This is a genomic window from Streptococcus sp. FDAARGOS_520 (assembly GCF_003812685.1).
In the GTDB taxonomy this organism is placed as follows: Bacteria; Bacillota; Bacilli; order Lactobacillales; family Streptococcaceae; genus Streptococcus; species Streptococcus agalactiae.
Window position 1 is genome coordinate 639,527 of the sequence record NZ_CP033810.1, and the last position, 22,275, is coordinate 661,801.

Genomic DNA, 22,275 nt, shown 5'->3' on the forward strand with positions numbered 1-22,275 from the left:
GTCCTCTCTATTAAGCTTCTACCGTTTCTTTTGGCGATTCTACTACTGTTTCATCTTGAACGTTAGCAAGTGCTTCGATCACACGTCCTCTAATGATAACCCCTAGGAGTCTATCATTATCATCAGTAACGGCTATCGGAGCAGATGAATCATAAATTAAAGGCATGATATCTGTAATAACTGTATCTTTTGAGACCGTTACAACATCTTTATCAATCACTTCAGAAAGCGGCAAATCTTTCTTACGAGCTTCAATTGCAGCATCTGCAGTTAGGGATCCCAGAAGTTGGCGACGACGATTCGTTGCCATTAACATTGAGACTTCCTCACGATGCATTCTTGTTAAAGCAACTTGTGGGCCATCAATTTCTAAAACAGTTGTTAAAGGTTTTATCATAATATTTTGAGCAGTTAACACTTTTGAGCGATCAACGTCTTCAACAAACTCACGAACAAAATCATTAGCCGGATTAGTCAAAATCTCTTCTCCTGTACCAATCTGCATGATTTCTCCATCTTTCATCAGAGCAATACGATCACCAATACGTAACGCTTCATTCAAATCATGGCTGATAAAAATAATAGTTTGTTTATTCGTGTCTTGAAGATCAAGAAGCTCATCTTGCATTTCACGACGAATTAATGGGTCTAAAGCTGAGAAGGCCTCATCCATCAGAAGGATTTTAGGGCTGTTAGCAAGGGCACGTGCTAAACCAACACGCTGTTGCATTCCTCCTGATAATTGACTGGGGTACTGATCTTTAAACGGTAATAGACCTGCATTGTCCAAAGCTTTTTCAGCTAACGTTGTACGTTCTTCCTTAGAAACACCACGCATCTCTAACCCAAACTCTGTATTTTCTAAAATTGTACGATGTGGGAAAAGACCAAAATTTTGGAAAACCATGTTGATATCATGACGACGAATGTTACGTAAATCTTCTACATTCATCTTTGCAATATCTTTACCATCTAAATAGATATTTCCTGATGATGGGTCAATCAAACGGTTTAACATCCGAACTAAAGTTGATTTTCCTGAACCAGAAAGTCCCATGATAACGAAAATTTCGCCTTCTTTTATTTCAAAACTCGCATCATAGACACCTACAGTCGCTCCTGTTTTTTCAAGAATTTCTGTCTTACTTTTTCCTTGCTTAACCATTTCAAGAGCAGCTTTTTGCTTTTTCCCAAAAATTTTGGTTAAATTCTTCACTTCTAAAATATTTGTCATTCTTATCTCCTACTAAAAATTTCGTATCTTATTTTTAAGGTTATGTGTCTTATCTATAAAGTGACGTTAAGTTATCGTAAAAGGGTAGTCACTTTTTTACTCAAAAAAATAAACTGCCGAAACAGAACATAACTATAATATCATGTATGGTCTCTTTATGTCAACACCTTTGCTTAGAGATATTTTAATTAGCCCACACCATTATTGTTATGGCATTATTGAATTATTTAAAGACTTATTAGTATTAATATTACAACTTTAAAAGTGACCACTTAATACTTTTGAAAAAGCGGTCATTCTTCTATAAAATAACAAAACACCCTTAGAAAAAATCTAAAAGTGTTTTTGTTTGTAAGTATAGGCCTGAAAAAAGTGACTACTTGATATTTTCCCATTTCCAATTTTGTACTTCTGGAATATCGTCTCCGTGTTCACGAATATAGTCTTTGTGATAAGCAACCATTTGATTCATTTCATCACTGAAGGCTTGTGCTTTATTTCCTAAAGAAGCAAGAGCTGCATCCTGTGCCAGATGGAATCGGTCCAATTCTGACATCACGCGCATATCAAATGGTGTTGTGATGTCACCATTTTCACGGTAACCATGCGTATGCAAATTATGATTGTGACGACTAAAGAAAATATCTCGAATCATATCTTCATAACCATGGAAAGCAAAAATAACAGGTTTATCTGTGGTAAAGACTTTGTTAAACTCTTCATCTGATAAACCGCGAGCATCTTGTGAAGGATGACGAAGTTTTAGGATGTCTAATACATTAACAAATCTAATCTTAAGTTCTGGGAAAGCCTTATGAAGAATGCTAATAGCTGCCAAAGCTTCTAAGTTAGGTTCTGTTCCCGCCGCAGCAAAGACAACATCTGGCTCTTGATTAAGCGACACATTTGAAGCCCAGTCAATCACCTTATATCCTTCTGCCACTAACTCTTCTGCTTCAGCAATAGAGTAAAATTGTGGACGAGGGTGCTTAGATGTCACAATTAAATTAATTTTATCTTCAGCTTTAAACGCTTTATCCATAACAGCTAGAAGTGAGTTAGTATCTGCTGGTAAATATTCACGAATGTATTCAGGTGTTTTTTCAGCTAAATGAGTTAAAATACCTGGATCTTGGTGAGTATAACCATTATGATCTTGTTGGAAAACAGTTGAAGCTGCAATTAGGTTAAGCGCTGGATAATTTTTACGCCATGTTGTGTGTGTTTTTGATTTACGTAACCATTTGAAATGTTGTGTTACCATTGAATCTACAACGCGAAGGAATGATTCGTATGAAGCAAAGAAGCCGTGACGACCAGTTAAAACATAACCTTCTAAGAAACCTTCTGCTTGGTGTTCAGACAATTGGGAATCAATAACACGTCCAGCTGGACTTAAAGCTTCGTCATAATCTGGTTTACGACGACCAAGCCATTGACGGCTAGTACGTGTAAACACTTCTTGAAGACGATTTGATTTCGTTTCATCTGGACCAAAAATACGGAAATTATCTGGATTAGCATCTACCAAATCTGCTGCATATTTTCCAAATTCAATCATATCTTGTGCCATAATTTGACCTGGAACATTAATATCAAGAGCAAATTTCTTCCAATCTGCTGTATCCATTGCTTTAACAATACCAGCATTGGTTATTGGATTCATGGACATGCGACGATCACCTTTTGGTGAAATAGCAGCAATCTCATCAACGATTTTACCATTTTCATCAAATAATTCTTCTGGACGGTATGATTGAAGCCATGACAAAAGAGAATCAACATGTTCCATATGGTGGGCATCTACTGGAATTGGTACTTGGTGAGCGCGGAAGCCACCTTCAATTGGTGTTCCTTCCCAAGCTTTTGGACCAGTCCAACCCTTAGGAATACGTGCAACTAAGACAGGGAATTTTGCTTGGATAGCTTCTTCTGCTGGTTTTTGTCGTGCTTCTGATTGAATGGTTTTAATCTCTTGAATAGCTTGATCTAATTTTTCTGCAAACAAAGCATGAGCAGCCGCATGATCCTCAGAGAGTTCAACAACATCTGCAAAAATAGGTTTCCAACCTAATCCTTCAAAAAACTGAGATAATTCTTCATCTGTCTTACGTTCAAAGATAGTTGGGTTATGGATTTTACCACCATTTAAATAGAAGATTGGTAGAACAGCACCATCATTTACTGGATTGATAAAGGTATTAGATAGCCAACCAGCCATAAGTGGTCCTGTTTCACCTTCACCATCACCAATAACAGTCGCAGCAATAACATCTGGATTGTCTAGGATGGCACCTGTCGCATGAGAAAGTGCGTAACCAAGTTCACCGCCTTCATGAATTGACCCTGGTGTTTCTGGTGCAGCATGGGATGCAATTCCACATGGGAAAGAGAAGATTTTACATAACTGCTTAAAGCCATCCTCTGTTTGCTCAATATTTGGGTTTAATTCAGTATATGAACCATCTAAATATGAATTAGATACCATAACTTGACCACCATGACCTGGACCTTCAATATAGAACATGTCTAAATCGTATTTATTAATAGCGCGATTTAAGTGAGCATAGATAAAATTTTGTCCAGGTACAGTGCCCCAGTGACCAATTGGATGAACCTTTAAGTCGTTTTCAACCAGCTCTCGTCTCAAGAGAGGGTTATCCTTTAGATACATTTGTGCTGCAGAAATATAATTAGCTGCTCTCCACCATGCATCAAGTTTTTCTAAATATGATTTTGTATCAAATTCTGACATTATTTCTCCTAATCTTAATTGTGATTTTAGTAACATATTTTAAAATTGAAAAACTGCATATCATGCGACATACAGTCTCTCATTAGCCATTATAGAAGTGCTTTAAATTGAATATTTGATTCTTGTTCGAAGCAATCATCAAAACCACGTGGGTGATGGTATTCAATTCTATCTTTATCTTGTGGATAAGTGTATTTACCTCCAACTTCCCAAATAAATGGATGGAAGTCATATTGAAGGCGTTCTTTACGCATTTTCCACAATTGTAAGATTTCGTCTGTAGAAGCCATGAAGTTAGACCAGATATCGTAGTGTACAGGAATAATGACTTTGGCACGGAGATTTTCTGCCATACGAAGAAGATCGATTGAAGTCATTTTATCCTGAATACCAACTGGGTTATCACCATAGTTGTTAATAGCTACGTCAATCTTGTAGTCTTTACCATGTTTAGCAAAATAATTTGAAAAATGTGAGTCAGCTCCATGATAGATTGTTCCACCTGGTGTTTCAAAAATATAGTTAACTGCTTTACGAGCCATTTCTTCATCAGTCACGGCTAAACCAGCAAGTTCTCCATCATGTTCTTCTGCACCATCTACTGGAAGTGTCACCAAGCAAGTACGGTCAAATGATTCAACAGCAGTAACTTTGATATCTTTAAACTCAAATGATTCACCTGGTTTAATCACGATGATTCGTTCTTCTGGAACTCCCCATTTTTTCCAAATTTCACCACATTCATATGGCCCAACAAATTTAACATGGTCTAAGTTAGGATTATTAATAATGGCTGCCGCAGTGTTGATATCAATGTGGTCACTGTGGAAATGTGAAACAAGATAGTAATCCAATTCATTAATAGCAAATGGATCAATAACCATTGGTTGTGCGCGTAAGTTTGGTTGGAGTTTACGAACACCTGCCATATTAGCCATTTGGTGTCCACGAACCATATCTTTTACTTTTTTTGTTGATTTACCGCGGTTTGACCATAGGTCCATAACAACATTAGCACCACCTGGTGTTTTAATCCAAACACCACAGTTTCCTAACCACCACATTGCAAAGTTGCCCTCAGCAACAACTTCTTCTTCAATTTCTTCGTTTAGCCATGTACCCCATTCTGGGAATGTTGATAAAATCCATGATTCTCTAGTAATATCTTTAACGTTAGGCATTTTATTTCCTCCTGATTAATTGTTTCTTACATCTACTAGTATAAGTTCAAATACTTTTGAAAAAAAGACCAAGTGTCACACATTTATGTGTTCAAAACTGGGCTGTCTGTTCCAAATTAGACTCATAATTTTAATTAAAATAAGCACAAATAAAAAGTACTCCCATTAAAAGTACTAGCTTTCTCAACTTTAATTATCATGTCATAGAGGAACTCATTGCGATTAAATATCTAGCACATTGTTTAAAAGCACCAAAAAAGCCCCAGCTTCTTTTTCTGTCTTCAGAAAAGCTGAGAGGCTACCATAAAATTATATTTTAACAAACTGTACTTTGAAGGGGAAGGACGTCTTGGAGCAATTCTTGATGAATAAGTTTCTCAATCTTAGATTTCAGCACGTAGCGTTCACTATCTTCCTTGACATATTGAGCAATTGTTTTTTCAAGTTCATTGGTAAATTGATTACTATTTGCACAGTTACCTTTTTTAGAAAAGCGAATCAAGCGAATAATATCATCATCTGTCAAAACAGGGTGAACTACTAACATCGGAAAACGAGATTCTAAAGCATCACTAGTAGAGACAACCATATCTACATGCATAAGATCACTCACACTTTGATACTGTTCGGTTGTAAAAACAGCTTCTATATCACTATTTGTTAAGTAGCGTTGACATTGCTTTAAAAGAAGTTTCTGAATCGCTATTCCTTCATCAGATACAATAACTAACTTAAGTTTATTAGGAGATTGTTGACTATTACGAAGTTCCCCTCCTAAATGAATCGTTAGATATGCTACATCATCATCGGTCAATTTGATTTGCCAAGCTTTCTCTAAAAGCTTTACAGAAGACGAGGTTATGGCAAAAAGTTCTTCATATTTGTCTTTAATATGCTCTGTTAAAGGATTAACAGAAAAAATACCATAACGTTTACGATATAAGAGTGCCTTGCAGTGAGTAAGAAGTTGTCTTAGTAAGTCCTTTTTATGAACAAAGTGAAGGTGATATCGTTCTTCCAATTCTTTCAAAAAACTGGTTAGAGTAGCTCGCATATCATCATAATCCTGGCTCTCTAAATGATTGTCACGGTCCTTGCGGAAACTAAGCATAAGCATGGCTACTAGTCCCACTTCAATCTCATCCAGTGATAACTGAAAATTTTCTTCCAGCTCATCAGCCAACTCTTTAGCAATCTCATATTCCTTACGTTGCCAAACCAAGCTAAAATCACTATTAAGAGAGGTCTGTACTTCAGGACTTAATCGCATCTTACGATAAGCCATTAGTATAAAAGGCAAAATCTGAATCATAAACTGACCATCTTGACTGTTGATTTTCTTACCTAGACTTCGTTGAGAAATGAAGAGATAATGATGAAAATAATCAAGAACCTCTTTAGAAAAATAAGTGCTGGCACCAAAAGCTTGAGACAGTTTATGATTAAAAAGGTCTATAAAACTACTACTTCCATTATGGTAGATATCATCTAAGAGCTTATATAAGTACTGGATAATGGACAATGGGTGACCATCTAAAAAATAACCACGACATTTTGTTGATTGTAACTGTAAATTATATTCTTTCTCTGCTAACTCACTTCTTAATTCGTTTAAATCGTTTAAGATAGTATTTCGAGAAACATCGTTTAGTTGCATCAACCTATCAATCGTTACGCGGTCCTTAGCTACTACGATAGATACTAAAGACAGCTGCAACCTCTCACTACTTTTCATGACGTAACTATAATCAGTCACTTCATCTAATAAAAGACGACAGGCTGCTTTTTGTTTTTCTGTTAGCAAGATTCCTACACGTGGATAACTAACAATCTGAGGCACATCGCTAGGCAGTGCATCGTTTATCTTCTCTAAGTGATAATACACTTTACGTCTAGACTGATTAAGTGCGTTGGCAATTGCCATAACTGTTTCAGGTTCCTCTAATTTCAATAGGTAAAAGAGGAGGTCATAACTTTTTTTATCGAGAATAATCAAGAATATACCTCTTTTCTACTCGAATTCATACAGACTTATTATAACATCTTTTTAAAGCCTTTTCATTAAAAGTTTTGACTATTACTGATAGAGATTAAACGTTGAACATCCCTTTTTAATATCTCCAACTCTGTGGGGTATTCTAGAGCTAGATACTCACAATTAGAGAAACTCTTTAACAAATCAGTCAGATTAATCTCTCCTTCGAAGAGGCTCTTCGAGAGGTGGGGCTTTCCAGCTACCTGTATAAAATTTTTACAGTGAAGGTAGGTGGTATCACAAGCTAAGTTATTTACCGCTTGGTATAGGTCTTGGTTGATAAAGGCCCAATTAGCAGTATCAAAAACAAAACTTATTGGTATTTGTAATTCTTTCACTAGAGTCATAAAATATTGGCAATTCTCCACTGTAGCTGCTTTAGGGTCTTGATTATTTTCCACCTTTATACCAATAGTTTGGCTTTTCAATATCTCTTTAAGAGGTTCTAACTCTTCTTTACTTAAGTTTCTGGTTTGTCCAACATTTAGCTTAATGAAAGGAGCTCCTAACTGTGATGCTTCTTTAAGGCCTTTATTAAGATAAGGATTAACTTTCCCTCCTTTGATAAGGTCTTCATTAGCACTATAGTAAAGATTGATATCATAAAAGTCAGCCTCTGCTTTTAAAGCGGGTAGCTCTCTATCTGGATCTTGAAGCAATTCTTGACGTATCTCAAATCGTGAAAATCCTAAATCCTTTACTAACTTAATGAGCTGAACTTGTGTAAAACCTTTGTCTAACTGTTTTTTGAATACAATACTATTGATAATAATATCTTCTTGTTTCATAACAACTCCTTTGATATCCCTACTTATTCAGATGACCGAGTTCCGACCAAATAGGATCCAGTGTTTCTAATAATTTTTGGTAAGCGTGATATTTTTTTTTGTACCCCTTTACTTCGGATAATTGAGGTTTATAAATAGCTTTTACACGAACCATATCTTGGACTGCTTCCTTTAACGAAATCTTATCTAAAGCATGACGTGCTAAAATAGCTCCTCCTAACCCTCCTAATTCTGTGCCTTCTACTGTTTCAATAGGAAAGTTTAAGATATCAGAAAACATTTGCATCCATGCTGGTGAGTTGGTAGCTCCGCCAGAGAAACGAATTATTTTTGGCACACTGCCCCTACTTTTTATTAAATCAGTGATATGCTGCTTATGTGCAAACGCAATACCTTCATATACCGCACGTATCATCTGAGATTTCGTCGATTTAGTTGTTAGCCCAAAAAAGCAAGCGCTAGCATCTTGTGATGTGTTACTACCGTAAAGAAACGGAAAGAAAATAAGTCCATGATGTGTAGCATCAGTATGAGTGAGAAATTCTTCTAAATTATCATAGATAGAACCTCCACTAGATTTAGCGTTATCAATTTCTTGATGCATGAGCATTTTTAACATAAAATTAAGATTCCCTGCAGAAGTAGGGCTACTTGCCTCTAAGAGATAACGACGATCTGGAAAATAGGAAGTCATAAGACCACTATCTTGCTTTGCTGGTTTTAAACTTGGATATGTATTAATATTCCAAGTTCCCGAAATAACACTAAAAGTATCTGACTCTAAAACACCTGATCCAAGAGCACAAGCATCGATGTCAAAGAGCCCTCCAACAACGGGGGTCCCTTCTACAAGACCAGTCTCTTTTGCTGCTTGAGAACTAATTCCCCCAGGAACTAAATCTGCACTATCTATAAGTTCAGGAAGTGAGTTTTCTATCTCTCTAATGCCAAAAAAATCTAAAATAGCTGGATCATAAGTTCCTGTTTGGAAATTTATCCAATGATTACCTGAAGCGTCACCATATTCTTGCTGTACTTTTCCTGTAAGCTTATACCGAATAAAGTCCTTTGCAGAAAGGACCGCCCCTATTGATTTATAGGTTTCGGGCTGATAATCTTTAAGCCAACGTAAAATAACTGGACTTTGTGAAGGGAAAATATGTTGCCGAGTCAACTCCCAAATATTATCAAGTTTAGATTCGAAATATTGCGCCAAATCTTTGGCACGATTATCTGTAGACAAAATTCCTTGTTCAAGTGGCTCCAACTTATTATCTAGCAGATAAAGACCTTTCCCATGTCCAATACATGCTACTGCACTAATCTGCTCAGGGCTGAGTTTTGAGATTTGAATAACCTCTCTAATAGCAGAAGTTATAGCATTCCACGTTTTAACAAGGTTTACTTGACGATGACCAGATTGAGTCTCATTTTTTAAAGTTTCAAAACTCGAAACAGCGATTTGGTGTCCTAATTTGTCAAAAATAAGCGCCTTGGTATTTGTACCGCCGTAGTCAATACTAAGGTAATAAGTCATAATTTGTCTCCTCATTGTTGATTTAAAAAGGAGGTACAAGAAACTCTTGTACCTTGAAAACTCTTCTAATAGAGATTGAGCTCTTTGGTTGTATCATCTATACCTGCTCTGTTAGCCTTTACATGTTCTTCTTTAAAGTAAACACGCTCAGCATTATTGTACATAACATCTTCTAGTTCCTCTTGACTGAAAATATCAACATTCTCTAGCCAAGTAGCTAATTCTTCGTAAGTATTGAAGGTCGCTGACCATGGAGAATCAGTTCCCCAAATGATACGCTTAGCCCCAAGAACTTCTTTAGCAATACGTACATTTTGTTCTGATTTTGGAAAAGGAAAACTATCTGGGGCATCAATATCTTGAATAGCTGAAATATCAGTATAGATATTGTTGAAGTTTTTCCACATATTAAGTTCAGCACGCAATCGATTTGAATGCTCAACATGTGGAAAAGAGAGGTGACAAACAACAAAATCGAGACTCGTATAAAGGCGAGCTAAATTAGCAATAGCATCAGGTTGGTGACTAATTTGATCCCAATTGCCATAATCAACTGTAACTACAAATCCTGGATAGTCTAACAGATAAGTCAAAATACGACTCACATGTGGGTCTGTATCAAGACGGAAAGGCGTTTTTTGTCCACGGTATCCATGGATACCCCCTCCTTGACTAATTTCAAATTTAATAGCTCGAAAACCAAGGACTTCAACATGACGTTTTACAATTTGCATTGCGTTATCTGCAAATGGATCAACAGAGAATGCGCCTGTAAAACGTTCTGGATAACGTTTAATAGCTAAATGCGTATAATAATTTTGATAACCATTAAGATGACCTTGCAAAATGACTGCTTTATCTACACCATTAGCATCCATATACTTCAAAAAAGCTTCAGCTGTAAATGCTTTGTCACCGTATTCGTCTGGGATGAGCTTAATTAAATCACCATCATCCCAAATAGCATAACCGTTTCCAAGGGCATTAAGACGTCCTTTACCATTAAATCCTGCAATTGTATCAACAATATGAGCATGTCCATCAATTTTTTTCATGAGTATTCCTCCAACAGATTTTTAATCTTCAGCAATAAAGATTTTTTCACAACTACCTTCATATCCGCTATTCTTATCAGCCATAGTTTTAAGGTATGCGTAAATAGATTCACGATGAGTACGAAGCAAGAACAAGAAAGCAAGATAGATAACAACTGTCACACCAATATAGAGTGGGTTCCCAGATATCCAAGCAAAGAAGACTAGAGCTGTCAAAGGATGAGCTAGGAGATTAAAGCTCATAATCAAAGTTACCCCTGCTGGTAAAGCAGTTCCAAAATGCTTAACAGCTTCTGTGTAGATTGGACCTAGGGCACTAGCAGCATAAAGACCTAGTGAAAACCATATGATTCCATTCAAAATAGCTTTAAGAATATTTCCTTTTGACACAGCTATCATAGCTTCAATCATAAAAGGGATAGCAATAAGGTCAACGACTGGTAAAGCTTCATTTCCAGGTAAAATCAAGGAAATAACAACCATTATTGGTACTAAAATGAGACCTGCGATAATAGTTGCTGGTTCACCAAAACCAACACCGTCATCAACTGCAATAAACCAACGTTTTTTATCCAGTGCTCCTTGCTCAGCTTGACTTTCTTTTTTCTTATTGCGTTCAACTGCTTCAGCAAGAGGAGCAAAAGCACTAGCAAATACCCCCGTAATCAAAGGAAAAATAGTCATAACCGCTGCAAGAGCAACTGCAAAACCAAGTATACCTCCCCAAGTATCAATACTTGCAAGGTTACGTAAACTACCTAATACACCAATAATCACACCAAGTATAAAACCAAGTGTCATTGGCTCACCAAATATCCCTAACTTAGTCTTTAATGATTCTGGGTTCAACTTTACCTTATTGACACCAAGTAGGTTCCAAAGAGGATCAAGAATAAGAGCTGGAATAAGGGTTTCAATATTATGAATCGAGTTGATCGTTGCATTTTTAACACCGTAATACTCCGACCATCGATCTGCCAATACTTCTGACATCACTAATGAATAGAGTAAGACAAAAACCATAAATGCGAAAGACAATATAAAATTACCTGTTGCTGCATAGGCCATTGTACCCCAAATCATATAGCCAAAGTTATTCCAAAGATTAGATGGGACAAATACTCGGGTAATCCCAAGCAAGAAAAGCCCCAATTCAATTAGCAAGCCAAAAACAAAGAAAGAGAGGCCAATCTCAGAAGAAAAGGCGGTGAGAGAACCAGCCTGCCAACCAATATCTACAATTGGTAAATGGAGACCAGTAGTTTTAACCATCTGCTGGATATACTTAGTCACCATAGGAGCAAAAGCTGATATAATCCAACCAAAGCCTGTGAGTCCAACACCAGCTCGTAAGGCGCTAAAGAAAGCTCGCCTTGGATTGACCTTTAGAAAAAGGCTGACAATAAAAATCATAGCGGGTACAACAGTTGCTGCACCAAAGACTTCAAAGAATTTATGTAAAGCTTCTAGCATAAGTTCACCTTTATTAAATTATTAAGCGCTTACATTTACCCGTAAAAAAATGGGAGGTCCCATTTTTTCAAAAGATGGCTCTGCGCTCACTAGCCAATTATTTATTGACAATATTTTGTGGCTTGCCATCAAAGAAGGCAATGATGTTGTCAGCTGCTTCTTCAGCCAAAGTTCTACGTCCCTCAATAGTACCTGTCCCAGCATGTGGACTCATGATAACATTATCAAGGCTTCTCAATCCTTCAGATACCTGTGGTTCATTCTCAAAAACATCTAATCCCGCACCCGCGATTTCACCTTCTTTCAGTGCTTCAATAAGTGCTTCTTCAGAAACGATTGGGCCTCTAGCAGCGTTGATTAAGTAGCTTCGATTTTTCATCTTAGCAAAAACATCTTTATTGAATTTGTGGATTGTTGATGGTAATGCTGGGGCGTGGATGGTTATGACATCAGCTGTTTTAATAAGCTGATCAAATTCGAGATAGGTTACACCAAGCTCTTTTTCCTTATCTTCAGGAAGTCGATAAACATCATTGTAAACAACAGTCATCCCAAATGCTTTAGCAAAATTTGCGACTGTCAAACCGATGCGTCCCATTCCGTAAATACCTAATGTTGAACCTTGCAAAGTCAAACCTTGATAACGTTGTTCGCTCGGATCAATCCACTCTCCACTTCTTACAATACTATCATAAAATGCAAGGCGCTTACTGGCAGCTAAAATTAAAGCAAAAGTCATTTCCGCTGTCGGAACTCGTACTGCTTGAGGGGAATTAGAGACTATAATTCCTTTTTCTTTAGCATACGCAGTATCTACATGATCAAAACCAACCGCATTTAAAGAAATAATTTGTAAGTTTTCACCTGCATCAATCATCTCTTTATCGCCTTTTTGTCCCATGAGTAACCATCCGTCATATTCAGATAAATGCTCTAACACATAGTCACGTGAAAATGGGCGATCTTCTGAATAAGTAACATCAAATCGATCCATAAGCTTTCTTAGACCTTCTTTAGGCACAATACCCGTTACTAAGATTTTTTTCTTGTCCATATTGTCTCCTTCTTAAATTTATTTTACTAATTGATAAAGAGCAACTTCGCCACGTCCGTTATTGGCTGAGAAAAGATAAGCTTTTCCATCTTTTTCAAAAGCTAAGACATTACTAGAAGCTGCTTTTGCATCTACTAATTCTGAAACCAAGTGCCCATCTACAAAGTGAAAAAGCCTTAATTCTGCTTTTTCTGATCGCCACCCGAATACAAAACAAGTCTGATTAAGTAAACGACCACTCCAAATAGCATGACCAAATGGTGTTTTTTCTGGATAATGGAATAATTCTCGACCGAAATCTTCAGTGAAGATGCGTAAACGATCTCCATGAAAACCTTGGATAATCACATACTCATCCTTGCCATCCTGATTAATATCCACTTTCACCACATCGCTTGTCTCCTCATCGAAAAGCCGTTCTAATTGCCAGTCGCCTGTAGTAGAAAATTCTGGATAAGTGAGTTTGAATACCCCTTCTACTGAAGTAATCAATGAATATCCTTCATCCTGAATGGCATAGTATCCATGATTTTTTAATAAAGTTTGAGGCAATTGTTGCAATCCTTCCAATGTATGGTTTTGAGTATTAAAACGAGCAACAAAAATTCGGCCTTTATCACTCCAATCCTCAGTGTGGGCTTTACTGTTAGCAATTGTACAACCTATAAAGTAAAGTTGATTTTCTTTACCTTTAATGAGATCAAAGCGATGTAAATACGGAAAATCAAATGCGTTACAAATGTCCCAATGATCTCCTTGAAAACTTGCATAAACAACCTGACAATCTTTGGCCTTAAACCCTGGGTAAAATTTCTGGGTTGCCAAAAAATCCATGGTTCCGGGAATTGGAATAATACTCATGGTACCTCCCACATCTTCCCAAACAACAATTTTTGCTAAATCGCTATTCAAATCATAAGCAAAGCAGGCTTGGTCAACCTCTGAAGCTACTAATAAAAAATCATAGTCTTGATTTTGCAAACGACAAACTGAATAACAAGCTTCAAGTCTGTCTGACAATAATTTATTAATCTTCATTCTATCCTCCTTTGGTGAAGATAAAACTTGAGTTAACCGTTTAACTAATGGTGCAAAAAAATAAAAACATTTGAGTTAAGAGAGTTAGAGATGGTTCGTTAAAAGCTTACCTATTCTTAAGTTAAACGGTTAACTCATTTATAATTCTATTATACTATCATTTTCTATAAAAGCAAGCGTTTACATAGTGTTTTTTGCTTTTTTATAAAAAAATGCTTGCTCTCGCAAACATTTTTAAAAAGATTGACGAATAACGATTTGATTTTTTACTTCTAGTAACCTTGCAGTAGTTGGTTCGTTTCCTTGACTAATTTTTTCAATTAAACATTGGGCAGCCAGGCAACCAATGCCATATGAATCCTGTTTTATACAGGAAACGTTTGGTGTAAGCACCTGCATCCATTCTAAATCTTCATAACTCCCAAGACCATAATCCTCAGGGTAGCTGACCGTTGATTGATTTAATTTTTTCATAAAATTCAAAAGAGTTGGACCGTTCATCATTAAGAACCCTGGTTTTTGCTCTGAATGTTCAATGATATCAAGAATTCTCTGTGTACTACCATCTTCAGTGATAATAATCAACTTATCAGGATTTGAACTGACCACTTCTTTAAAACCTTCGTAACGAAGCTCACGGGTTGAAATCCCTTCAATGGGATAAGTGACAAAATAGATGTCATGATACCCAGCTTCTTGCATTTTTTCAAGAAATATTTGAGTCGATTCTTTATTGTCGGATGCTACAGTATCTACTTTAATATCTTTAGCTTGTCTATCAACCATGACAAGACGATCATTACTCAAAGTTTCTATAAATGAATGATTAGGATCTACAGAATCTAAAATAATTCCTGAAACGTTTTGCTGATTTAAACGGTTTAAATTTTCCAACTCAATGTCAATATCATTATCCGAGTTAGTAAAGTTAACCGAGTAACCAAATTGTTGACAAGTATCATGTATTCCCTTCATCACAGACGAAATAAAGGGATTAGTAATATCAGCAATAACGACCCCAATAGTACGGGTATTTTTTGTAACTAAACTTTGAGCAATCTTACTTGGTTGATAACCAGTCTCCTTAATAGCTAAACGTATTTTTTCTTTCGTTTGCAGAGACATTTTCTTATAGTTCCCATTGAGATAATAGGAAACTGTAGCTTTTGACACACCTACTAAATTTGCAATATCACTAATGGTTACCTTCTCAAACATCTCTATTTCCTTATTCTAATTAGACTTAATTTATCCGTATTATATCATTTAATAAGAAAAATGAAAATAAGTGTTCTTATTGGAGAAGATTATAAAAAAAGACAAACCCATTATCAAAGTTTGTCTTGCACTAGTATAATTAAGAGTTTGCTTTATCGTAACACTACTTCTTCTTGAAACTATCCCAATCTTTTAAGAAAGTTTCAATCCCTTTATCAGTAAGCGGGTGAGTAAATAGTGATGCAAATGTTTTATCTGGAATAGTGGCAATGTGCGCACCGCATTTAGCGACGCCCTCCACATGCGCCAATCCACGAATGCTAGCAGCAATAATCTCAGATTGGAAACCATAAAAATCAATAATGTGACGAAGGTCACGAATCAAAGCATAAGCATCTGTTCCAATATCTTCAAGACGACCCACAAAAGGACTAATAAATGTTGCACCAGCTTTCATTGCCGAAAGACCTTGAGCCACAGTAAATATTAATGTCACATTTGTCTTTATACCTTCTTTTGATAATTGTGAAACTGCTGCTAAACCTTCTTCAGTCATTGGAATTTTAACAACAACATTTGGTGACCACTTAGCGATTTCTCTAGCTTCGGTAACCATTTCATCACAAGTTAAACCTGTCACTTCTGCACTAACTGGGCCATCAACGATTTGGCAAATTTCGTTAATAACTTCTTTAAAGTCACGCCCCTCACGTGAAATAATAGTCGGATTGGTAGTAACACCATCAACGATTCCTAAACGATTAAGACGACGAATTTCAGAAACATCGGCAGTATCTAAAAAGTATTTCATATTATTCTCCTTAATGTTCTTGTCCTTTTTGACCATAATAAGCATTTGGTCCATGCTTACGTAAATAGTGTTTATCCATAATATATTTTGGAGCTGGTTCAACACGTGGATTAATTTGTTCAGTGAAACGATTCATCTTAGCAACTTCTTCAAGAACGACTGAGTGATAAACTGCTTGTGCTGGATCTTTCCCCCAAGTAAATGGTCCATGATTACGTACAACAATACCAGGAACAGCCATTGGATCTAAATCCCGACGTTCAAATTCCTCTATAATAACGCTACCTGTTTCTTTTTCATAAGCAGTGTTAACTTCATCTTCACTAAGTGACCTAGCACATGGTACTGGCCCATAAAAATAATCTGCATGTGTTGTTCCATAAAATGGAATATCGCGACCCGCTTGTGCCCAACCAACTGCTTCTGTTGAATGAGTATGAACAATACCACCGACTTCTGGCCATGCTTTATAAAGTTGAACATGAGTTGGAAGATCAGATGATGGATTCAAATCCCCCTCCACTATATTTCCCTCTAAGTCTGTGACAACCATATTTTCAGGTGTCAATTGGTCATAGTCAACTCCTGAAGGTTTGATAACAATCAATCCTGCTTCGCGGTCAACTTCAGAAACGTTACCCCAAGTAAATTTAACTAAACTATGAACTGGTAGTGATTTATTAGCTTCACACACACGTTCACGCATTTCTTGCAATGATTTTGCCATATTATTTCACTCCTGTTTTCTCCATTAATGGGTAAAGAAAATCTTGCGCCTCTTTAATGGCTGCACGTGTTTCCTCTACAGTCTCACAGTTCTCCGACCACATTTCAATCAAGAATGGACCATTATAATTTGTTTTCTTAATGACAGCAAACATTTCTTCCCAATCAACACACCCTTGACCAAATGGAACATCACGGAATTGACCTTTAGACGTTTCGGTAACAGCATAAGTATCTTTAATATGAAGCGCTGCAATTGAGCGATGTCCATTATAAAATTCACTCCAAAGATCATTATGCCATGCTGATACATTTCCAGTATCTGGGTAGACAAAGAGATAAGGAGAATCAATCTCTTTTTCCACAGCCAAATATTTCTCAATGGAATTCATAAATGGATCATCCATAATCTCAATAGATAGAATAACTTGTGCTTCTTCGGCCCAAGTACAAGCTTGACGAAGATTCTTAATAAAGCGTGCACGTGTCTCTGGAGATTTTTCTTCATAGTACACATCATATCCTGCTAATTGAATATTACGAATACCAATATCTTGAGCAAAGACGATACATTTTTTCATCATATCCATCGCACGCGCTTCTTTCTCAGGATTATTAGATCCCATTGGGAAACGACGATGACCACTAAATGTAATTGTTGGAACACGAACTCCTGTCTCAAAAATAGCTTTGACCAACTCAAGTCGTTCTTCTTTTGACCACTCCAAACGTGCCAAACGTTCATCTGACTCATCAATGGATAATTCTACAAAATCAAATCCCAATTCTTTAGCAAATTGTAGGCGTTCTAACCAGTTAAAATGTTTTGGTGTTGCCTTCTCGTAAATTCCTATTGGACGTGTCATATATTACCCCCAAATACGTTTAATTTCATCCTTAAATGCACGTGCTGCTGCGGCTGGATCATCTGCCTCTGTAATACCACGACCCGCAATAAAAGTAAAGACATCAACACCTTCAAATAATTGAAGAGTATCAGTTGATAAACCACCAGTTACAGAAACTCGGAAGCCCATATCAATCAATTTTTTAACCTTATTAAGGTCTTTCTCTCCCCATGTTTCGCCAGCAAGAAGCGCATCACGAGATTGGTGATAAATGGCTTGTGAAATACCTGCATCCAACCATTGTTGCGCTTGCTCATAAGTCCAATCACCATATAGTTCGATTTGAATTTCTCCACGATCGCCGCGTTCTTCTTTGATAGCTTTTAAGGCTGCTTCCATTGTTGGAATAGTAGCACAACAGATACAAGTCATCCAGTCTGCACCGCGAACAGCATTATTTTTAGCAACAGTCCCACCAGCATCAGCACATTTTGTATCAGCAACAATTATTTTGTCAGGGAAGAGACTGCGAAGGACCTCAACTAATTCACTACCTACTTGAAGAAGGCAAACAGTTCCAGCTTCAATAACATCAACTTCATGTCCTACTGATACGGCAGCTTTGATAGCTCCTTGTAAATCTGAGTGGTCAAGTGCAACTTGTAAATTTGGTAAACGTTTTGTCATGTTGTTTATTCTAAGGACCTGATAAAAATACTCATTTTATTTGTGGCAAAGAGTTTCTTATCACAGAGATTTTTTATAGGTCCTATCCTTTCTATTAATATCAGTTTATTGATTAGCTTTCTAAATCTAAACCTTCTAAATATGGGCTGTTTTTTGATTCCTCTACCATTGCAAGGACTTCTTTTGCTTCTTGGCATTCCGTCAAGCGCTGAATTGAATTTTCCAATTCAAAAAGGGCAATAATTTGAGGGATAGCAACAGAAGTATGAATAGCTGAACTTGTTGCAGCAAGTGCTAACAATACTGAGACTTCTTTGCCATCTGGAAAAACTACTGGCTCTGTTAATGTAATTAATGAAAATGCATCACGTTTTACGCCTGCTTCTGGACGAGCATGAGGCATCGCCATACCCGGCATAAGAATGTAGTACGGACCAAATTCCTCTGTAGATTCAATAATGGCATCGTAATATTCCGCATCAACAGCACCACTTTCAATCAATGGATCAATTGATAATTTGATTGCTTCTTTCCAATCGCTTGCAGATAATTTAAGACGAATTGAGTCATTTTCGATAAAGGCTTGTTTTAAATTCATGATTTCTCCTTAAAAGTCTAAAGATATGGGAGAGAAACTTTTGTCTCACTCCCTTTGTCTATTAACTTACAAAATTTCTTGTAGTTTTGTTTTTATTTCATTGTCATCCATAAGGTTATCAAGACCTACTAAATGACCTTTTGTACGTCCGTCTAATTCATGGATAAGGTGGTTTGAAGCAACCACGATATCGTAGTTTGCAGCTAAACCTTTTGCTTCTCCGACTGAGCAAGATGCTGACTCAAAGTTGCTAACGCCTAATTGACGAAGCGCATTTTCGACTTTCATTTTGATAACCATTGATGATCCCATGCCGTTTCCGCATGCTGTAAGAACTTTAACCATTTTTATTTCCTCCGTTATAAATTTCTATTATTCTGCAGGCGCATCACCACGATAGTATGCTTCTTTATCTTTAGATTTCATAAATTGAAGTTGTGGAATAGCTAAGAAGAAGAGACATACAATCACGTAACCAGCGATACCTAAATACTTGAAGATGTAACCAAATGCTAACCATGGGAATTCAAAGTCGATATTTCCATGATAACCACCTGCAAGTCCTAAAAGACCTACAGCAACAGCACCAAGTGCCACCTGAATAATACCTGAGATAAATGATAGAGCTACTGCTGCTTTCCAGCCACCACGTTTATCTGCATAAACAGCGATTGCCGCATTATCAAAGAATACTGGAACGAATCCTGTGATAATCAAGATTGGATTTTTGAAGACAACAAGTAGAGCGATTGTAATTAATTGACCAATCAAACCAAAAGCAAATCCTGAAAGAACTGCATTTGAAGAACCAAAACCATATGAAGCTGCAACGTCAACTGCTGGGAATGATCCTGGAAGAAGTTTGTTTGAGATACCTTGGAAGGCATTTGTCAATTCTGTAACGAACATGCGTACACCTTGCATCAAAATGAAAAGGTAAACTGAGAATGTCAATGATGTTTGAAGGATGTACATGAAGAAAGCTTGCTTAGTTGGTACAAATGCACCAGGTCCGATTAATTTAACATTAGACATAATGTCTGGACCAAGGACAGCTAAGATTCCTCCAAAGAAAACTAGCATCAATGTTGCTGATGCAACAACTGTATCATGGAAAATATTTAAGAATGTTGGTAATTTTAAGTTATCAAGGTTTTCTTCTTTTTTACCGAAGAATGGCGCAACTTTATCAACAAACCAAATTGCAAATTGTTGTTGGTGTCCGATGGCAAATCCGCCACCACCTGTAAGGCGTTGAGTTGCTTCAACGGTCATATTAGAACTTACCGCCCAATATAGACCACAAATGATACCAACAGCCCATGCACCAAAACCATTACGAAGTTGTGGAATCAAGAGCAGTACAAATACTGAAATTGTTGCAGCTTGTTGTACCATGATATGACCAGTAATAAAAAGAGTACGGACTTTAGTTACTTTACGAAGAGCAACCAAGAGAATGTTAATCCCAAAACCAATCAAGAGTGCTGTTGTTGCAACACTGATAAAGCCCATTGTTTCTAACTTAGCATTTGCTGATGCTAAACCAAAGTAAGGGTCAATAACAGCAGCTTCTAAATTAAATTTTTTAGCAAGAGCAACTAAGATTGGACGGAATGTATTAACCAATCCTCCTGCACCTACGTTCAAAATCAAATATCCAACGGTCGCTTTGATAAAACCAGCAAAGACATCATGAAGTGGTTTCTTCAATAAAAGATACCCAATGAGTACCAATAGACCTACGAAGAAGGCTGGATTCTGCAAGATATTTTGCGAGAACCAATTAAGGGGAGCTAGGAAGTTTTCCATAACTAAAGACCTCTCTTTATTTAAGTAATGTTTTTTTGTATCTTTATTATATTTTTTGTAAGCGTTTTAAAAAAGACCAAGAAGTACACACTTAAGTGTGCAAAATTGTGCTGAACCTAATTTACAAAAAAATCATGTATCTTAGGATACATGATTTTTTATATTTTTTAATGTAGACTCCTAATGATTTCTACACGCGTCACAAGACCATCGTGCATACTATCAACACGCAATGCAACGTTATTAATATAGACTACTGAACCAATAGCAACGTCCTTTTCCTCATCATTTAAATGACGAACAAGTAAGTCTCCTAAAGTTTCATTGGGTTGACAAGGTAGTTGAACCCTAGCTAAAATATTAGCTTTTTTGACTTTGTTATTAGCACGTAAAACAATGTTGCTTGACCCATCAAAATGGGTGAAAAGATATTTACGAACAGCAAACAAAATAGCAACTGAAGCAATCCCCATAAGGTAATCTGAAACACTACCATGTTCAATTACAAGTTGACGAGCTAAGGCAAACAATAACACTTCAATTAAAGTATCTGGGGAAGGTTTTGAAAACATTTTGATCAACTCAATCCCGACTGCTATTGTCATGGCGCGAGCAAGGAAAGTCTGGAACAACTTATCAACATTTTGATCAACAGACAACATGCTAAACAAATCATGAAAGAGTGCTAAACTAAAAAAAATAATAGCTGTTGCCAGAATAACTGACAAAGCAATCTCTAAATAATAAGCCACCTCTACAATAACATCTTGGAAAAATTTACGCATACAATCTCCTCTTTTATAAACTAATAACATTATAACATTTCGTCGTTAAAGTTACTAATTCAATGAAACAATAGTGACCACCCCTTCATTAACCTTTTAATCAGTACTAACGAATGTTTGATTACACATTATGATATAATAAGCTTATTGGTAAATAAGTGGGAGGAAATGAAATATTAATTAATAAACGGTTAAGAACAATCTCCTTACTACATTATCTGTTAGCGCTACTACTTCTTATAGACATTATCTTTACGATTGATTTTATAATTCACACGTCAACAATTTCCAAAAATAGTCTATCATATATAAGTTATGGTCAAGGATTTGGTTGGTCTATGATTCTTATTAATTTGATAGCTCTACCTATTTGTTTCCTAGTAGAATTGTCAGCTGGTCTACTATTAAAATTAGAAATGCATAAGCAACATGGCTACTATCCTCTGGAACGCTTATTGATGACTGGTAATATTCTAACAGTTGTATCGCTAGTATTATTACATACTTTGATTCACAATATCAATTCACTTCTTTTTTTATCAATTACAGTAGTTTTATTGATTTCTGGGAAGTCCTTAAGTCTTATTAGTATCTATCTATTAAAAAGAAAAAGTAAACATCAAAAAGTCTGACTGTACAG

General features: G+C 36.5%; 20 protein-coding genes. 1 reads left to right on the top strand and 19 read right to left on the bottom strand.

The features are described 5' to 3' along the window. Window positions 1–10: 10 nt before the first annotated feature. The 19 genes from EGX96_RS03345 to EGX96_RS03440 all read right to left on the bottom strand — a co-directional run bounded on the left by EGX96_RS03345 (window position 11) and on the right by EGX96_RS03440 (window position 21,635). Window positions 11–1,234 carry a quaternary amine ABC transporter ATP-binding protein gene (locus tag EGX96_RS03345; protein WP_000181803.1) on the bottom strand — a complete coding sequence of 408 codons (1,224 nt, stop codon included), beginning with the start codon at window positions 1,232–1,234 and terminating at the stop codon, window positions 11–13. Window positions 1,235–1,610: 376 nt separating this feature from the next. Further along, window positions 1,611–3,989: a phosphoketolase family protein gene (locus EGX96_RS03355; protein ID WP_001288399.1), complete on the bottom strand. Its 2,379-nt coding sequence runs from the start codon at window positions 3,987–3,989 to the stop codon at window positions 1,611–1,613. 89 nt (window positions 3,990–4,078) lie between these two features. After that, window positions 4,079–5,170: an L-ascorbate 6-phosphate lactonase gene (ulaG, locus tag EGX96_RS03360; RefSeq protein WP_001134214.1), complete on the bottom strand. Its 1,092-nt coding sequence runs from the start codon at window positions 5,168–5,170 to the stop codon at window positions 4,079–4,081. 316 nt (window positions 5,171–5,486) lie between these two features. Next, complete coding sequence (locus tag EGX96_RS03365; RefSeq protein WP_000584681.1) at window positions 5,487–7,166, bottom strand: BglG family transcription antiterminator; 1,680 nt, start codon at window positions 7,164–7,166, stop codon at window positions 5,487–5,489. A 65-nt stretch (window positions 7,167–7,231) separates the two neighbouring features. Further along, window positions 7,232–7,993, bottom strand: coding sequence for a hypothetical protein (locus EGX96_RS03370; RefSeq protein WP_000806822.1), 762 nt, complete (start codon window positions 7,991–7,993; stop codon window positions 7,232–7,234). Between the two features lie 19 nt (window positions 7,994–8,012). Further along, window positions 8,013–9,530 (bottom strand): FGGY-family carbohydrate kinase, encoded by a 1,518-nt coding sequence (locus EGX96_RS03375; protein WP_000222918.1) that lies wholly within the window; start codon window positions 9,528–9,530, stop codon window positions 8,013–8,015. Window positions 9,531–9,595: 65 nt separating this feature from the next. Further along, window positions 9,596–10,585 carry an amidohydrolase family protein gene (locus tag EGX96_RS03380; protein WP_000717730.1) on the bottom strand — a complete coding sequence of 330 codons (990 nt, stop codon included), beginning with the start codon at window positions 10,583–10,585 and terminating at the stop codon, window positions 9,596–9,598. Between the two features lie 21 nt (window positions 10,586–10,606). Continuing rightward, window positions 10,607–12,058 carry a PTS galactitol transporter subunit IIC gene (locus tag EGX96_RS03385; protein ID WP_000888344.1) on the bottom strand — a complete coding sequence of 484 codons (1,452 nt, stop codon included), beginning with the start codon at window positions 12,056–12,058 and terminating at the stop codon, window positions 10,607–10,609. A gap of 97 nt (window positions 12,059–12,155) precedes the next feature. Beyond that, a complete protein-coding gene (locus EGX96_RS03390; protein WP_000358398.1) occupies window positions 12,156–13,112 on the bottom strand; it encodes an NAD(P)-dependent oxidoreductase in 957 nt (318 codons plus the stop codon). An 18-nt stretch (window positions 13,113–13,130) separates the two neighbouring features. After that, window positions 13,131–14,150 (bottom strand): hypothetical protein, encoded by a 1,020-nt coding sequence (locus EGX96_RS03395; RefSeq protein ID WP_000700534.1) that lies wholly within the window; start codon window positions 14,148–14,150, stop codon window positions 13,131–13,133. 234 nt (window positions 14,151–14,384) lie between these two features. After that, the gene (locus tag EGX96_RS03400; RefSeq protein WP_000462134.1) at window positions 14,385–15,368 is read right to left on the bottom strand and encodes a LacI family DNA-binding transcriptional regulator; all 984 of its coding nucleotides are present in this window, start codon (window positions 15,366–15,368) and stop codon (window positions 14,385–14,387) included. Window positions 15,369–15,531: 163 nt separating this feature from the next. Continuing rightward, window positions 15,532–16,179, bottom strand: coding sequence for a fructose-6-phosphate aldolase (gene fsa / locus EGX96_RS03405; RefSeq protein ID WP_000873297.1), 648 nt, complete (start codon window positions 16,177–16,179; stop codon window positions 15,532–15,534). Between the two features lie 10 nt (window positions 16,180–16,189). Next, window positions 16,190–16,906 carry an L-ribulose-5-phosphate 4-epimerase gene (locus EGX96_RS03410; protein ID WP_001129982.1) on the bottom strand — a complete coding sequence of 239 codons (717 nt, stop codon included), beginning with the start codon at window positions 16,904–16,906 and terminating at the stop codon, window positions 16,190–16,192. A gap of 1 nt (window position 16,907) precedes the next feature. Next, the gene (locus EGX96_RS03415) at window positions 16,908–17,771 is read right to left on the bottom strand and encodes an L-ribulose-5-phosphate 3-epimerase (RefSeq protein WP_000197821.1); all 864 of its coding nucleotides are present in this window, start codon (window positions 17,769–17,771) and stop codon (window positions 16,908–16,910) included. Window positions 17,772–17,774: 3 nt separating this feature from the next. Further along, window positions 17,775–18,440, bottom strand: a complete 666-nt coding sequence (locus EGX96_RS03420; RefSeq protein ID WP_000166859.1) for a 3-keto-L-gulonate-6-phosphate decarboxylase UlaD — start codon at window positions 18,438–18,440, stop codon at window positions 17,775–17,777. Window positions 18,441–18,552: 112 nt separating this feature from the next. Next, window positions 18,553–19,038, bottom strand: a complete 486-nt coding sequence (locus EGX96_RS03425) for a PTS sugar transporter subunit IIA (protein ID WP_001049921.1) — start codon at window positions 19,036–19,038, stop codon at window positions 18,553–18,555. A 66-nt stretch (window positions 19,039–19,104) separates the two neighbouring features. Then, window positions 19,105–19,383 (bottom strand): PTS sugar transporter subunit IIB, encoded by a 279-nt coding sequence (locus tag EGX96_RS03430; RefSeq protein WP_000241475.1) that lies wholly within the window; start codon window positions 19,381–19,383, stop codon window positions 19,105–19,107. A 27-nt stretch (window positions 19,384–19,410) separates the two neighbouring features. Continuing rightward, window positions 19,411–20,850 carry a PTS sugar transporter subunit IIC gene (locus EGX96_RS03435; RefSeq protein WP_000427087.1) on the bottom strand — a complete coding sequence of 480 codons (1,440 nt, stop codon included), beginning with the start codon at window positions 20,848–20,850 and terminating at the stop codon, window positions 19,411–19,413. 167 nt (window positions 20,851–21,017) lie between these two features. Then, window positions 21,018–21,635: a hypothetical protein gene (locus EGX96_RS03440; RefSeq protein WP_001224528.1), complete on the bottom strand. Its 618-nt coding sequence runs from the start codon at window positions 21,633–21,635 to the stop codon at window positions 21,018–21,020. Window positions 21,636–21,973: 338 nt separating this feature from the next. Here EGX96_RS03440 and EGX96_RS11095 point away from each other — a divergent pair, with 338 nt between their 5' ends. Continuing rightward, window positions 21,974–22,267: a hypothetical protein gene (locus EGX96_RS11095; RefSeq protein WP_000600819.1), complete on the top strand. Its 294-nt coding sequence runs from the start codon at window positions 21,974–21,976 to the stop codon at window positions 22,265–22,267. Window positions 22,268–22,275 lie beyond the last annotated feature (8 nt).